Source organism: Sulfitobacter sediminis (genome assembly GCF_040811725.1).
In the GTDB taxonomy this organism is placed as follows: Bacteria; Pseudomonadota; Alphaproteobacteria; order Rhodobacterales; family Rhodobacteraceae; genus Sulfitobacter; species Sulfitobacter sediminis.
The window spans coordinates 125,235-138,970 of record NZ_JBFNXX010000001.1 but is presented as its reverse complement, the minus strand read 5'-3'; the positions used below and the strand labels follow the sequence as shown (position 1 = coordinate 138,970).

Here is a 13,736-nt window from a genome sequence, read left to right as displayed (position 1 = left end):
TAACAAATCGTGAACAAGCCCGAAGTCGGGTCTTGCGCGCAATCAGGTCAATAGAACGCGGCCGCGTTGTTTATCAGGATGATCCGCAGGATCGCGACACCGATCAGCACGACAAGCGGCGCTAGGTCGATCCCGCCCATAGGCGGGATGAAGCGGCGCACGCGGGAATAAACCGGCTCAAGGAGGCGGTTCAAGCCGTCCCAGATCTGGGCAACCAGCGGCTGGCGGAGGTTCAGTACCTGGAAGTTGATCAGCCAGGACATGATGACGTGTGCGATTACGATGAAATAGACGATGTTCAGCAGCAGCATCAAAATCTGGAAAATCGAGGTCATGGCAGGGCCCTTTGGATTGGTGCCTGTCAGTTAAGCGCCGACGCCCAAAACCGCAAGGGTGCACCCTGAAGGGTCAAGCCGCGCCCGACGCGGTGTCAGCTCTGCATCGCGTTGATCACGACGGAGAAATCCAGTGCGCTAACCCGCTGAATCGACCAGTCCGGAAAGGCGCGCGACGCAACTTCTTTCTTGTCGAGTACCTTGAAGCCCGAATGGCGCGGATCGGCCTCGATCTCTTCGAGGAGCGCCATGACCTTTTCCTCATCGCCCTCGAGCAGCTGGCAGAAATTGCGCCCGTTGTAAGCCAGCGCCCCGGTGATCCCAAGATCGGCATTCTTGGCCGAGGCGCGGTGCACGATCCGGTCGACATCGGCATCGCTGACATTCGCCCGTGCCGTGCTGAAATAAAAAACCCTGATCACCCGTCCTGATCCTTGGTGCCCGCTCCTTAAGCTCTTCAGCTTACTTTTGGGGCATCCCAAAGCAAGAGATTTGATGTCTTTTGCAAACCACACCCACGGACCCAAAGCTGACAGGCCGTCACCTGCGCTCTTGCGCAGGGGCCAGCCGCCTGCTCTATCTTTCGCCAGGGCAAGGGGGCAGGACATGGCAGAGATTTCACCGCGCAAGCGTATCTGGGGCTGGTACTTTTTCGACTGGGCCAGCCAGCCTTACAACACGCTCATGCTGACCTTTATCTTCGGCCCCTACTTTGCCCAGACCGCCACCGCCGCGCTAGTCGAAAGCGGGATGGATACAGAAGCCGCGAAAGCGCAGGCGCAGGCCTATTGGGGCTACGGGTTGACCGCCACCGGCGTTTGCATTGCGATCCTCGCGCCGATCCTCGGCGCAATCGCGGATTCCACCGGTCGACGGTTGCCCTGGATTTGGCTTTTCTCGGTACTCTATTTCGTTGGGGCTGGAGCGCTCTGGTGGACCGCGCCGCAAAGCTTCTCGATCCTCTGGGCGCTGTTCTTCTTCGGCATCGGGCTGATCGGGATGGAGTTCGCGACGATCTTTACCAATTCCTACCTGCCAGAGCTGGACCCGGACCCGGCAGAGCGCGGGCGCATTTCCGGCTCGGGATGGGCTTTCGGTTACGTCGGCGGCGTGCTGGCGCTGGTGGTGATGATCGCGCTTTTTCAGGCAGGCGACAACGGCAGAACGATGGCTGGGCTGACACCGCTTTTCGGACTCGATCCTGCGACCGGCGCGGATACGCGGATCGTGGGACCGCTCACCGCGGTCTGGTTCGCGGTCTTCATGGTGCCTTTCTTTCTCTATTTCCGCGACGATCCAAAGCGAGAAGCGAAGGCGTACCGCCTTGGACAGGGGCTTGCCGATCTGTGGGAGACCCTGCGCGGCCTGCCCCGGCATCCGTCGCTGCTGGCCTACCTTGGCTCGTCCATGTTCTACCGGGACGCGCTGAATGGGATGTACACCTTTGGTGGAATCTACGCGCTTGGCGTTCTCGGCTGGTCGATCATCGACATCGGAGTCTTCGGCATTCTCGCCGCGATTTCCGGCGCGATCTTTTGCTGGATCGGCGGGCGGGTGGACCGGCGGGTCGGTCCCATGCCGGTGATCGTCTTTTGCTGCGTGGTGTTGATCCTCACGGCGGTTCTGATCATTTCGCTCACCCCGACCTCGATCCTCGGCATCGACTTTGGCGAAGGCACGGCGGCCCCGGACATCGCCTTTTACATCGCGGGCGCGCTGATCGGTGCGGCAGGCGGCGCGCTACAGGCGTCCTCTCGCAACATGATGACGCGGCAGGGCGATCCCGAGCGGATGACCGAGGCCTTCGGGCTCTACGCGCTCTCTGGCAAGGCGACATCGTTCCTGGCCCCTGCCCTGATCGCGATCACCAGCGATATCACCGGCAGCCAGAGATTGGGCATCACCCCCGTCGTGGGGCTGTTCATCCTGGGGTTGATGCTGTTAGCATGGGTCAAACGCGATGGAGATTTTGCCAAATGATCCTTTCCCGTCTTCTCACCTGCGCCGCCCTGACCCTTGCGCTCGCGTCCTGCGGCGGCGGGGGCAGCCGCGATATCAGCGGCGAACGACAGGTCTTGCCGACCATCGGCACCTCCGGCGGCGCGCTGTCGGGCGTGATGGCGAAAAAGCTCTTCGGCGCCAAGGCTTTCGCCTCGACCCAGGCGCCGGCGGCCTTTGGCAGCTACGCCAAGGGGTGTCTGGCCGGTGCGCAGCAATTGCCCGAGACTGGTCCCACATGGCAAGCGATGCGCCTGTCCCGCAACCGGAACTGGGCGCATCCGGAAACGATCGACATGGTCAAGAAGCTGTCGGCCTTTGCCGCCACGCAACCAGGATGGAGCGGGATCTACGTGGGCGACATGAGCCAGCCGCGGGGCGGTCCGATGCTGACCGGGCATCGCAGCCACCAGATCGGACTGGATGCGGATATCTGGATGCTGCCAGCGAAGTCGCTGAACCTGAGTGCCGCGCAACGGGAAAAGATTTCGTCCATCTCCATGCGCCGCGCCAAGGGAGCCTATGTCAATGACGCGTGGACGCGTGCGCACCACAACATTCTCAAGGCCGCCGCCAAGGACCCGCGCGTCTCTCGCATATTCGTCTTTCCCGGTGCCAAGGTGCAGATGTGCGCCGATGAAAAGGGCGACCGGAGTTACCTGCGCAAGATCAGGCCATGGTACGGGCATCATTATCATTTCCACGTCCGGCTGAAGTGCCCGGCGGGCGTGGCAGGCTGTGTAGATCAGGCGGCACCGCCTGCGGGTGATGGCTGCGCTGACGCGGTTCAGTGGCAGCAGAACATCCTGAACCCGCCGCCACCAAAGCCCGGTGCCAAGCCGCCGAAGCCCCGGCGAGAGTTGGTTCTGGCGGATCTCCCCGCGCAGTGCAAAGCGGTGCTGGAGAACTGAGACCGTTCATTCGTTCCTTTATCGTAGCACTTTGCGTTGCGATGCCGGTGCACGCGGCGGAGCCGGAGTTGCGCCTTGTCTCCGCCGTGGTCTGGGACCGGCCGGAGAGTTGGTTCGGGGGTCTGTCGGGCCTCGAGATCGACCGTAATGGACGCGATTTCATCGTGATCGGCGACCGCGGATCGGTGATCCGGGGGCGAATGATCCGGCTGGAAGGTCGGCTTTCGGCTGTCGAAGTGTTGTCGCGCCAGCCGTTGCGGGACGCGCAGGGGCGGCCCTTGGGTGAAAATGCGCGGGATGTCGAGGGCCTCGCCCTTGGACGGGACGGGCGCGCCTTTGTGTCGCTTGAGGACCCGCACCGCGTGGCGCGGATCGACCTGGACAGCGGGCGCCTTCACGACCTTCCCGGGCACGAGGATTTCAACGCGTTTGCGGTGAACAGGGGGCTGGAGGCGCTCGCCATTCACCCCGACGGGCGGCTCTTTGCCCTGGCAGAGAGGCGGGCGGGAGACAATGGAACCACGCGGCTCTACCAGTTTCATCGGGGCCACTGGCGCGTGTCACACCAGGTGCCCCTGTCCGGCCCGTTCGTGCCTGTCGGGGCGGATTTTGACGATGCGGGCCGCCTCTATGTCCTTGAGCGCACGCTGTCCCCATTGGGTTTTCGCAGTCGCATCCGGCGGCTCGACCTTGGCTCAGGGCCGGGGTTGATCGAGACGCTTCTGACAACGGGACCGGGGCGGCATGACAACCTCGAGACGCTCAGCGTCTGGCGCGACCAGGCGGGCGATACGCGGCTGACGCTGATCTCGGACGATAATTTCCTGCCGGTGCAGCGCACGGAGATCGTGGAATACGTGCTCAAGGAATGACTTGCGTCCGGGCGCGAGAGCCCCTAAAGGCCGTGCGTCCGCGACGCGCGCGGGCCAAGTCGCCGCACCCTTGTCCAAAACGGTTCACATATGACACGCACTCATCTTCCCGGCATCATTGCCATGGCCGCCATCGTCGTGGCCTCGAACATCCTCGTCCAGTTCCTCTTTGGCCAGTGGCTGACATGGGGGGCGTTTACCTATCCGCTGGCGTTTCTGGTCACCGACATCATGAACCGCGTCTACGGCGCCTCCGCCGCGCGGCGCGTTGTGCTGGTGGGTTTTGTCGTCGGGCTGATCTGTTCGCTGATCGGGACGCAGATCATGGGCGAATTCGGGCCGCTGGTGACCGTGCGCATCGCGATCGGGTCCGGGCTGGCGTTCCTTTTGGCACAACTGATCGACGTATCAGTGTTTTCCGCGCTGAAAGGCGGGGCGTGGTGGCGGGCGCCGCTGGTGAGCACGCTGGTGGGCTCGACGCTGGATACGGCGATCTTCTTTTCGGTGGCGTTCTCGGGCGCGCTGAGCTTTGTCCACCCCGCGACCGACGTGGCCTGGGCTGGTGAGGTTCTGCCGCTGCTGGGCACGGGTCCGATGGCGCCGCTTTGGGTGTCGCTGGCCGTGGCCGACTGGGCGGTGAAGCTGTCTATTGCGTTGATCGCGCTTATCCCTTTCAGGGTGATCACCGGGCGGCTTTTGCAGACGGCCTGACCCCTACGGACGCCCTGCGAGGCAATTGCATCACAAACGGGCATGGCGGGTTATTTTTCGCCGCGCCCGTGAAAAACTTCTTTTCGAATTAACGAACCTGTGCGACGATTCGGGTGAGTTCAACAAATGAAAAGGAGGTGATCCAGTGTCGAGAAAGGTATTGGAGAGTGGTGTCGGAACAGCGTTGGAGGTGACCTGCTAGGGCAGCCCCTGGCTTGATCAATTCCAAGGTTGACGCCGGTCTAACCGGCACGCCTCCTTAAACCATTCGAGTGGGCCGCTTCGCTACCGAGGCGGCCCTTTTCGCGTCAGGCGGCGACCGCTTCGGCGTCGAGCGCCCGCCAGGCGGCAAATTCCTCGTCGTAGGTTTGAGCTTCGACCGGGATCAAAGCGCCCATCGCCTCGATCAGCGCCTCGGCGCTTTCGGGTGCCCCGACCACGACGTAGCGGTTGACGTTGGCAACGGCGCGCAGGCGGGACTTGAGACCTTCCCAGCTGAGAGTCGCACCGGTTTCAGCGCCGTCGTAGCGGTCGAAGATGAGCAGCATATCGACACCATCCTTCTTGTCGAAGACGCGGTTCATGTATTCGGCCATGGCGGTCATGTCCTCGCGACTGACCTCGGCAGTGACGCGGAAGGCGTAGAGGTCGGCGCGGCTGGTGGCAATCTGGGTGATGGAACGAAGGGTGAGCATGGGGTGCCTTTCATTTCAGGGGTTGCTGATCAACGCCTCTTTCCCTTCTCCGGTTCCGGTGCGATGCTCAGGCCATGCTGCGCATCGACGACAAGACCGCCATCCAGGACTGGGAAATCACCGAGCAATTCGTGCGTTCGTCGGGTCCCGGCGGGCAGAACGTGAACAAGGTCGCGACGGCGGTGGAGTTGCGGTTCGAGGCGGCGACCTCGCCGTCCCTGACGGGGCCGGTGAAGACACGGCTGAAACGGCTGGCGGGGCGGCGGTGGACGAACGAGGGGGCGCTGATCATCCAGTGCGACGAGACCCGCAGCCAGGCGCGGAACCGCGAGATCGCGCGGGAGCGGCTGGCGGAACTGGTGCGCAAGGCGCTGAAGCCGCCCAAGCGGCGCATCCCGACGCGGCCGACGCTGGGATCGAAAAAGCGGCGGCTGAAGGCGAAGAAGGAGCGTGGCGAGGTGAAAGCGCTGCGGGGCAAGGTCGACCCGGAGACCTAGGGTGGGTTGGGAGCCCACCTTACGCTGCTGGTTCTCCGGCGTCCGAATGTGCTGCCTGTAAGGTGGGCGTTTCGTCCACCTTACGTTGGTATCAAATCGTGCGGCGAAGGATGTAGATGTCCATGATCCAGCCATGCGCCGCACGGGCCCTGGCGCGGGTTCGGACAATGTCATCGGCCGCGTCTGCCAGCGGACCTTGCCGGATGATCTGCTCCTTCATCCCGACATAGGCCCCCCACCAGATGTGGATGCCTTCGGGTGGCAGCGACTGGAAAGCGCAGCCGCCGTCAAGCATCACGGCGAGCGTGTCGACCCCGTTCGGCCAGCCCTCGTCGCGCAGGCGTCGGCCCGTGGTGACAAGGAAAGGTGCGCCGATGTCGTTGATGGGGATCGCGTGGGCGGCGGTCAGGGCTTGCAGCGACGTGATGCCGGGGATCACGGCGATCTGCCGGGCGGGATCGAGGCGCGCGGCGATGCGCAATGTGCTGTCGTAGAGCGACGGGTCGCCCCAGACCAGAAGAGCCACGCGGGCCGCATCGGGGGCCTCTGCCATGGCGCTTTGCCAGGCGCTTGCGATGGCGTCGTGCCAGTCGTCCACGCGCTGGCGGTAGTCGGGCGTGTTTTCGTCCCGGACCGGAAGGTCGAACTCCACGATCCGGGTCTCGGGGTTCGTGAGCACCTCGTCGCAGATCGCGCGGCGCAGGTCGGCAAGGTCGGCCTTGCCCTCGCCCTTGCGCGGGATCAGGATCAGGTCCTGCGCGTTGATCGCGCGGATTGCCTGCAGGGTGAGATGCTCGGGGTTTCCCGTGCCGATGCCGATCAGGGTCAGTTCCATCGGCTACCCCGGTATCCGTGCGATGGCCTTGGTGCGCAGGTTTCCGAGGACGCGGGCGTCCTCGAAAGTGCCGTCGGGCGAGGCAGAGTAGAGATCGACGAAGGTTTGCAGGTCCGGAAGGTCCGCCTCGGTGATCTCTCCAAAGAGATAGGCGACCTTGCCCGTCGCGCGGAACGCCACGGTTTGTGGACGTTTGCAGCCGGACATGCAGCCGCTGGCCTCGACGGTCACGTTGCGCAGTCCGGCGCGCAGCCGTTCGACGATGGCACCGTCTTCGGTACAGGTCTGGCAGACGTACATCTTCACCCCTCAAGCTCCGCCAGCGGGCCGTAGAAGATCAGCGCGGGTGTCGTGCTGGTGACGGTTTCCAGATGCCGCGCGAGGGTTTCGATGGTGTGGCGCGTGACCTTTTCGGCGGGGGTCGAGACCGCTTCGGCCAGTATGGCAGGTGTGTCGGCGGGCAGGCCCGCGGCGATCAGTTTGGCGGCGAGGTTCGGGAAGGTGCGCTTGCCCATGTAGACAACGGTCGTCGCCAGCGGATCGGCAAGGGCGGCCATGTTGGCGTCGGGCGGCAGGTCGCCCGAGATATCGGCGCCGGTGATGAACTGCACGCGCCGCGCGGTCAGGCGGCGGGTCAGCGGGATGCCAGCGGTCGCCGCGGCGGCGGAGGCGGAGGTGACGCCGGGGATGATTTCGAAGGGAATGCCTGCGGATTGCAGGGCGACGATTTCTTCCTCGAGGCGTCCGAACATGCCGCTGTCGCCGGATTTGAGACGGACCACGCGCAGGCCTGCCTTGGCGTGGTCCACAAGGACCTGGCTGACGTGGTGCTGTTTGGGCGAGGCGCGGCCCGCGCGTTTGCCGACGCCGATAAGGTCGGCCTCGGGATGCGCGTGTTCGAGGATCGGCCCGGCGCTGAGGTCGTCGAAGAGCACGACCTCGGCCCGTGCGATGCGGTCCACGGCCTTTACCGTCAGAAGCTCCGGATCGCCGGGGCCGGAGGAGACGAAGGAGACGAAACCGCCGCTCATGCGTCCTCCGAGATCATGTGAAAGAAGGTGCCGGTGGCGCGGCCACCTTCCGAGAACTGGCGGACCGAGCCGGTCTCGGCGACAACTTCGTTATTGCTGTCGGTGATCCTTGCCAGCGGCGCGTCGGGCTCGGTGAGGATTGTGGCGTAGTGGAATTCGTGGCCCCGCAGGCGTGTGCCCTTGCCGAAGCCGGGGATCGGCGCGTTCAGTTCGGCCTTGCGGTAGCCGAGGTGGAACTTGCGTTTCTCGAAAGAGGTCTCAAGCTCCAGAAGGCCCGCCATCTGGTGGGGCATGCCCTCCTTGTCGACCAGCACTGCGCCCATGGACATGTAGCCGCCGCATTCGCCATGCACAGGTCGCGTGCGGGCAAAGTTACGGATGCCGGAACGGAAGGTTTCGGCGGCGGCGAGCTTGCCTGCGTGGAGCTCAGGATAGCCACCGGGGAGCCAGCAGACGTCGGCGCTTGGGTCAGGGGCCTGATCGGCGAGAGGGGAGAAGGGCAGGACCGTGGCACCGGCGGCGCGCCAGCCTGCGAGCAGATGCGGGTAAACGAAAGCAAAGGCGTCGTCCTGTGCCAGCGCGATGCGCATGCCGGGGGGGATGACGCGGGCGGGTTCGGGGGCTTCTTGCAGGTGGCCGGTGGCAGCATCGCGCAGGGCGTCGAGGTCGACATGGGCGGCGACGAAGGCGGCGGCCTCGGCCAGGATTTCGGGGAGGTTCTCCTGCTCGCCCGCCTGGACGAGGCCGAGGTGGCGTTCGGGCAGTTCGATTTCCTTGCGGCGCGGCAAGGCGCCGAGGGCGGGGATGCCCACGGCGTCCATGCCTACACGGATCAGCGTTTCGTGCCGGGGCGAGGCGACGCGGTTCAGCACGACACCGGCGAGCGTCACATCGGGGCGGAAAGTCTTGAAGCCGAGCGCGGTGGCGGCGACGGATTGCGCCGCCCCGCCCGCGTCCAGCACCAGCACCACGGGCCAGCCCATGTGCGCGGCAATATCGGCGCTGGCACCGTTGCCGCAGGCACCGGGCAAGGCCACGCCGTCGAAGAGACCCATGGAGCCTTCGGCAAGGATCAGGTCGGCGCCTTCGGCATTGCCGACAAGACCCGAGATCGCGTCGAGGTCCATGGCCCAGCTGTCGAGGTTGAAGGAGGCGCGACCGGACGCTACCATATGGAAAGCGGGGTCGATGTAGTCGGGGCCGCTCTTGAACGGCTGGACGTTCACGCCTTGCGCGCGGAATTCGGCGAGCAGACCGAGCATCAGCGTGGTCTTGCCCGTACCCGACGAAGGGGCCGATATCATCAGGCCCGGGGGGATCATTCGGCGGTTTCCGGGAAGCGGGGTGCGGTGCCTACGGGGCGGAAGCGGCGGTCGTAGTCGCCCGCGTAGAGGCGGCTTTCGCCGAAATCTTCGGCCCCGATGGCGTGGCCGACGAGAATGAGGGCGGTGCGCTCCATTTCTTCGCCGATGGCTGTTCGCAGGGTGGCAAGCGTGGCCTTGACGATACGTTCATCCGGCCAGCTGGCGCGCCAGACGACGGCGACGGGACAGTCGGGGCCGTAGTGCGGGGTGAGGTCGGCGACCACCTTGTCAAGGATATGTACCGAGAGGTGGATGGCGAGGGTGGCACCGGTGCGGCCGAAGTTCTCCAACGTCTCGCCTTCGGGCATGGCGGTGGCACGTCCGGAGGTGCGGGTCAGGACGACAGACTGCGCAACCCCTGGCAAGGTGAGTTCCGCGTTCAGCGCGGCGGCGGCGGCGGCAAAGGACGGAACGCCGGGGGTAACGTCATAAGGTATGCCCATCTCGCGCAGGCGGCGCAGCTGTTCGCCCATAGCGGACCAGACCGACAGATCGCCCGAATGCAGCCGCGCGACGTCATGGCCCGCGGCGTGGGCCTTGGCGATTTCCTCCATGATCTCATCCAGTGACAGGCGCGCGGTGTTCACGATATGCGCGCCCTCGGGACAATGACCAAGCAGCGCTTCGGGCACCAGCGATCCGGCATAGAGGCACACCGGGCAGGCGGCGATCAGGTCGCGGCCACGGAGGGTGATCAGGTCAGGCGCACCGGGGCCGGCGCCGATGAAATGAACGGTCATGGGGATGGGTTCCCTTTGCTTTCCGCGATGGCGGCGGTGGCCATACCATCGCCCGAGACGACACGCGCCGCAACCAGCCGGGCGTCGGGCCCTGCGGCGGCAAGGGCTGCGGCCTCGGCCAGAGAGCCGGTGCCGAGCCGGTCCTGGATGCGTTGCGACTGGGTGGGGGTTATCATTTGTTCGAGGTCCGACTTGGTGATGCCGAGGCCCGGGACACCGAGCAATTGGGCGAATTCGCGGAACACCTTCTCACGCGATTTGGCACTTTCCGTGACGAGGGCGTCGATCTTCTGGCTGCCTCCAGCCAGAAGCGCGCGCTGCATGGCGTCCTGCAGGCTCGCCACATCGGCGGTGGCACGAAACCCTACGCCCATGATCCTCATAGCGTCACGCTCCACTGGACGACCGGACGCGCGGGCGTCCAGCCGCGCATTGTGCCGAGCGGTTCCGCCTTCGCGAGTTCGATGCGCAGGAGGGTGCCGCCGCGTTTTGCGTGCAGATCGATGAGCAGCGCCTCTGTTTCGAGCGTTACGCCGTTGGCGACGAGGCGGGTGCCCGGGGGCAACAGGTCGAAAAGGCGGTCGAAGAGCGCGGGCGTGCCGCCGCCGCCGACAAAGACGGCATCGGGTGTCGGCTGATCGGCGATGGTGTCGAGCGCGGCGCCCTCGACGAGGTGCATGAGGTGGTCGATGCCGAAGTCGGCGATGTTGCGGGCGATGTTCGCGACCCGGTCGGCGCGACGCTCGAAGGCTGTGGCGCGACCCCCGGCGAGGCACCATTCGACCGAGATGGACCCGGAGCCAGCGCCGATGTCCCACAGGGTTTCGCCGGGGCGCGGGGCAAGCGCGCTGAGCGTCAGGGCTCGCACGGGGCGCTTGGTGATCTGGCCATCGTGGGTGAAGGCGTGGTCCGGCAGGCCGGAAGCGCTGGGAAGGCCGATGCCTGTAGGCAGGTCTATGGCAACCGCGACGGGGGCTGCGATGTCGCTGAGGTTGAAATCCGCCGCCGTGGTGGTGCGGATACGCTGGCGCGGGCCGCCCATGCGTTCGCAGACGTGGAGGTGTGCTTGGCCTGCGCCTTGGTCGTTGAGCCAGGTGGCGAGGGCGGCGGGCGCGTCACCGTCGCGGACGAGGCAAATGAGGCGGCCTTTGGGTGAGAGGACGCGCTTGAGGCGCTGGAAGGGAGCGGCGTGGAGACCGTGGCAGGTGATCTCTTCCATCCGCCAGCCGAGTGCCCCGGCAACGAGTGAGAAGGTTGAGGGCGCGGGCAGGACAGTCCAGTCTCCCGGAGCGAGGTGGGCGGCAAGGCTGCCGCCCGCGCCGAACCAGAAGGGATCGCCGGAGGCGAGGACGACCGTGCGCTTGCCCCTGGCTGCAAGAACGGGATCGACCGAGAAGGGCACGGGCCAGGGCTGGCCCCTGTCGCCTGCGGCCACCAGTTCAAGGTGGCGGGGGCCGCCGATGATCACCTCGGCCGCGTCGATCGCGGCGCGGCTTGCGGGGGGCAAGTTTGTCGCGTTATCGTCTGCCATTCCGATGATCGTTACCCAAGGATCACCCATCATGCGCGTCCTCTTGCTTGGCGGGACAACCGAGGCCAGCAGCATGGCCGAGACGCTGGCCGCGGCGGGCGTCGATGCGGTGTTCTCCTACGCCGGTCGGACGCGCGCGCCGAAGGCACAGCCGTTGCCCACCCGCTTTGGCGGGTTCGGGGGCGTTGCAGGGCTGGTGAATTACCTGCGGGCGGAAGGCATCAGCCATGTGGTCGATGCCACCCATCCCTTTGCAGCCGGAATGAGCCGGAATGCCTTTGCCGCGAGCGGTGAGACCGGGGTGCCGTTGATCCGGTTGGAGCGGCCCGCGTGGGTGCCGGGAGACGGCGATGACTGGACCTTGGTGGCGTCGGTCGGGGCGCTTCCGGATGCCCTGCCCGACGTTCCCGCGCGGGTGTTTCTTGCCATCGGCAAGCAGCAGATCGGGCTTTTCGCGGCCAAGCCGCAGCATCACTACCTGCTGCGACTGGTTGACCCACCCGAAGAGCCGCTGCCGCTTCCCGACGCTGCGGTCGTCATCGCGCGCGGGCCTTTTGATGCCGCTCAGGATCGGGCGCTGATGGAGAAAAACGGTATCACCCATGTGGTCGCCAAGAACGGCGGCGGGCGCGGGTCGCGGGCCAAGCTGGACGCCGCGCGGGCGCTTGGGCTTCCAGTGCTGATGGCGCAGCGGCCCGAGGTGCCGGGGGACGCCGTGGCGCGGGATGTCCGGGAAGTGATGGACTGGCTGGGTCATGAGGCAGATCGCGGGGTGTAGACGTAGCGCCCGACGCGGCGGGTGGCGCTGTTGCCGACGATGACGACGGTGCGCATGTCGGCCATGTCTGGCGTCGCCTCGGACAGAGTGACGGTGTGGATCGCCTGATCCGGTGTGCTGACGGCGCGGGCGAAGGTGATCAGGCGCGTGCCTTCGCATTCCTCGCGCAGGATGGAGAGAGTTTTTTCGAAGCCTTCGGGGCGGGATTTTGACCGGGGATTGTAGAAGGCCATGGCGAAATCACCACGTGCGGCCATGCGCAGGCGGTTTTCAATCATCTCCCATGGCTTGAGGTTGTCGCTCAGATTGATCGCGCAGAAGTCGTGACCCAATGGCGCGCCAGCCGCAGCGGCGGCGGCGAGCATCGCGGTGATGCCGGGCAGGACACGGATGTCCGTGTCAGTGTATTCCGGATTTGCCTCGAGCGCCTCGAAGACGGCGGAGGCCATGGCGAAGACACCGGGATCGCCTGACGAGACAACGACCACCTGCGCACCCTTTGCCGCAAGGTCGAGCGCGAGGAGGGCGCGGTCAAGCTCGACACGGTTGTCGGAGGGGTGGAGCGTCAGCCCGGGGCGTTCGGCGACACGAGCAACGTAAGGAATGTAGCCGATGACGTCGGTGGCCTCTGCCAGTGCCTGCGAGACTTCGGGGGTTACCATGGCCTCGCTGCCGGGGCCGAGGCCCGCGATGGTGAGGGTGCCGGTCATTCCGCCGTCTCCGGCCTGCGGCCTTGACCGTGAACCAGCACGATCGCGAAATAGGGGCAATCGTCCGCGGCCACTTCGGTCAGCTTCGCGATGCGCTGCCCCGGCATCGTGCCCTTCTCGACAAGCCAGGCGTCATCGAGCTTGCCTGCTGCGGCCAGCGCGCGCTTGACGCGGGGCAGGTTGCGGCCCGTCTTCATCACGACCAGCGCATCGGCGGCCTGCATGTGGCGCACAAGGTCTTCTTCGGGCAGTGTGCCCATCAGCACGGTCAGAACGTCGTCGCCCCAGGTGAAGGGCGTGTCCATCGCGTTCCAGCAGCCCACCATGCCGGGGATGGCGGGCAGAACCTCCACCTCTGCCCGGCCTTGCAGGCGGGTGTGGAGGTGCATGAAGGAGCCGTAGAAAAACGGGTCGCCCTCGCAAAGGACGACGACGTCGTGATCGCGGGACAAATCTTCCAGACGGTTGGCCCAATCCTCGTAGAAATCGACGAGCAGTTGGCGGTATTCCGGGCTGTCGAAGGGCAGCTCGGTGGTGACGGGGTATTCCATCGGGTATTCGGTCACGTCGTCCCGGAGCATGTCCTTGACGATGCTGCGCGCCTGCCCCTGCCTGCCCTTCTTGCGAAAGAAGGCAACATGCCGGGCGTTGCGGATCACGCGGTCGGACTTCACGCTCAGCAAGTCGGGATCGCCTGGGCCGAGGCCCGCGCAGATGATCTTGCCCAT

The 13,736-nt window shown here is 65.5% G+C and carries 18 protein-coding genes; 6 read left to right on the top strand and 12 right to left on the bottom strand.

Features of this window, described 5'->3' with window-relative positions; genetic code table 11:
- Window positions 1-47: 47 nt before the first annotated feature.
- Together AB2B41_RS00705 and AB2B41_RS00700 are read right to left on the bottom strand one after the other, a co-directional pair.
- Complete coding sequence (locus AB2B41_RS00705) at window positions 48-335, bottom strand: YggT family protein (protein ID WP_367875807.1); 288 nt, start codon at window positions 333-335, stop codon at window positions 48-50.
- 95 nt (window positions 336-430) lie between these two features.
- Window positions 431-757 (bottom strand): BLUF domain-containing protein, encoded by a 327-nt coding sequence (locus AB2B41_RS00700; RefSeq protein WP_367875806.1) that lies wholly within the window; start codon window positions 755-757, stop codon window positions 431-433.
- Window positions 758-830: 73 nt separating this feature from the next.
- On the opposite strand from AB2B41_RS00700, the gene AB2B41_RS00695 reads away from it, so the two are divergent.
- The 4 genes from AB2B41_RS00695 to AB2B41_RS00680 all read left to right on the top strand — a co-directional run bounded on the left by AB2B41_RS00695 (window position 831) and on the right by AB2B41_RS00680 (window position 4,827).
- Window positions 831-2,315, top strand: a complete 1,485-nt coding sequence (locus AB2B41_RS00695) for an MFS transporter (protein WP_367875805.1) — start codon at window positions 831-833, stop codon at window positions 2,313-2,315.
- Complete coding sequence (mepA, locus tag AB2B41_RS00690) at window positions 2,312-3,244, top strand: penicillin-insensitive murein endopeptidase (protein WP_367875804.1); 933 nt, start codon at window positions 2,312-2,314, stop codon at window positions 3,242-3,244. Before AB2B41_RS00695 ends, mepA begins: the two co-directional genes overlap by 4 nt.
- Before the next feature lie 41 nt (window positions 3,245-3,285).
- Complete coding sequence (locus AB2B41_RS00685; RefSeq protein ID WP_367875803.1) at window positions 3,286-4,116, top strand: esterase-like activity of phytase family protein; 831 nt, start codon at window positions 3,286-3,288, stop codon at window positions 4,114-4,116.
- A 90-nt stretch (window positions 4,117-4,206) separates the two neighbouring features.
- Entirely contained in the window at window positions 4,207-4,827 is a 621-nt protein-coding gene (locus AB2B41_RS00680; protein WP_367875802.1) for a queuosine precursor transporter, read from the top strand.
- 308 nt (window positions 4,828-5,135) lie between these two features.
- Here AB2B41_RS00680 and AB2B41_RS00675 read toward each other — a convergent pair whose 3' ends face one another.
- The gene (locus AB2B41_RS00675; RefSeq protein WP_367875801.1) at window positions 5,136-5,522 is read right to left on the bottom strand and encodes a SpoIIAA family protein; all 387 of its coding nucleotides are present in this window, start codon (window positions 5,520-5,522) and stop codon (window positions 5,136-5,138) included.
- Window positions 5,523-5,596: 74 nt separating this feature from the next.
- On the opposite strand from AB2B41_RS00675, the gene arfB reads away from it, so the two are divergent.
- Window positions 5,597-6,019 (top strand): alternative ribosome rescue aminoacyl-tRNA hydrolase ArfB, encoded by a 423-nt coding sequence (gene arfB, locus AB2B41_RS00670; RefSeq protein ID WP_367875800.1) that lies wholly within the window; start codon window positions 5,597-5,599, stop codon window positions 6,017-6,019.
- Between the two features lie 91 nt (window positions 6,020-6,110).
- Here the strand turns inward: arfB and cobF are convergent, their stop codons facing one another.
- Genes cobF through cbiE form a run of 7 tightly spaced genes read right to left on the bottom strand, consistent with a single transcriptional unit; the run spans window position 6,111 to window position 11,550 of the window.
- Window positions 6,111-6,854 carry a precorrin-6A synthase (deacetylating) gene (gene cobF / locus AB2B41_RS00665; RefSeq protein ID WP_367875799.1) on the bottom strand — a complete coding sequence of 248 codons (744 nt, stop codon included), beginning with the start codon at window positions 6,852-6,854 and terminating at the stop codon, window positions 6,111-6,113.
- Between the two features lie 3 nt (window positions 6,855-6,857).
- On the bottom strand, window positions 6,858-7,154 hold the full coding sequence (locus tag AB2B41_RS00660) for a DUF1636 family protein (RefSeq protein ID WP_367876164.1): 297 nt from the start codon (window positions 7,152-7,154) through the stop codon (window positions 6,858-6,860).
- A gap of 2 nt (window positions 7,155-7,156) precedes the next feature.
- Window positions 7,157-7,885: a uroporphyrinogen-III C-methyltransferase gene (gene cobA / locus AB2B41_RS00655; protein ID WP_367875798.1), complete on the bottom strand. Its 729-nt coding sequence runs from the start codon at window positions 7,883-7,885 to the stop codon at window positions 7,157-7,159.
- Window positions 7,882-9,207, bottom strand: coding sequence for a cobyrinic acid a,c-diamide synthase CobB (locus tag AB2B41_RS00650; protein ID WP_367875797.1), 1,326 nt, complete (start codon window positions 9,205-9,207; stop codon window positions 7,882-7,884). Before AB2B41_RS00650 ends, cobA begins: the two co-directional genes overlap by 4 nt.
- Window positions 9,204-9,989, bottom strand: coding sequence for a precorrin-4 C(11)-methyltransferase (gene cobM / locus AB2B41_RS00645; RefSeq protein ID WP_367875796.1), 786 nt, complete (start codon window positions 9,987-9,989; stop codon window positions 9,204-9,206). Before cobM ends, AB2B41_RS00650 begins: the two co-directional genes overlap by 4 nt.
- Window positions 9,986-10,372 carry a cobalamin biosynthesis protein gene (locus AB2B41_RS00640; RefSeq protein WP_367875795.1) on the bottom strand — a complete coding sequence of 129 codons (387 nt, stop codon included), beginning with the start codon at window positions 10,370-10,372 and terminating at the stop codon, window positions 9,986-9,988. Before AB2B41_RS00640 ends, cobM begins: the two co-directional genes overlap by 4 nt.
- On the bottom strand, window positions 10,369-11,550 hold the full coding sequence (cbiE, locus tag AB2B41_RS00635) for a precorrin-6y C5,15-methyltransferase (decarboxylating) subunit CbiE (protein WP_367876163.1): 1,182 nt from the start codon (window positions 11,548-11,550) through the stop codon (window positions 10,369-10,371). The genes AB2B41_RS00640 and cbiE overlap by 4 nt, the downstream gene beginning before the upstream one ends.
- 1 nt (window position 11,551) lies before the next feature.
- On the opposite strand from cbiE, the gene AB2B41_RS00630 reads away from it, so the two are divergent.
- A complete protein-coding gene (locus tag AB2B41_RS00630) occupies window positions 11,552-12,298 on the top strand; it encodes a cobalt-precorrin-6A reductase (protein ID WP_367875794.1) in 747 nt (248 codons plus the stop codon).
- On the opposite strand, the gene cobJ is transcribed toward AB2B41_RS00630, so the two are convergent.
- Together cobJ and AB2B41_RS00620 are read right to left on the bottom strand one after the other, a co-directional pair.
- Window positions 12,274-13,008 carry a precorrin-3B C(17)-methyltransferase gene (cobJ, locus tag AB2B41_RS00625; RefSeq protein ID WP_367875793.1) on the bottom strand — a complete coding sequence of 245 codons (735 nt, stop codon included), beginning with the start codon at window positions 13,006-13,008 and terminating at the stop codon, window positions 12,274-12,276. The two genes, AB2B41_RS00630 and cobJ, sit on opposite strands and share 25 nt — an antisense overlap.
- Entirely contained in the window at window positions 13,005-13,736 is a 732-nt protein-coding gene (locus AB2B41_RS00620; RefSeq protein WP_367875792.1) for a precorrin-2 C(20)-methyltransferase, read from the bottom strand. The genes cobJ and AB2B41_RS00620 overlap by 4 nt, the downstream gene beginning before the upstream one ends.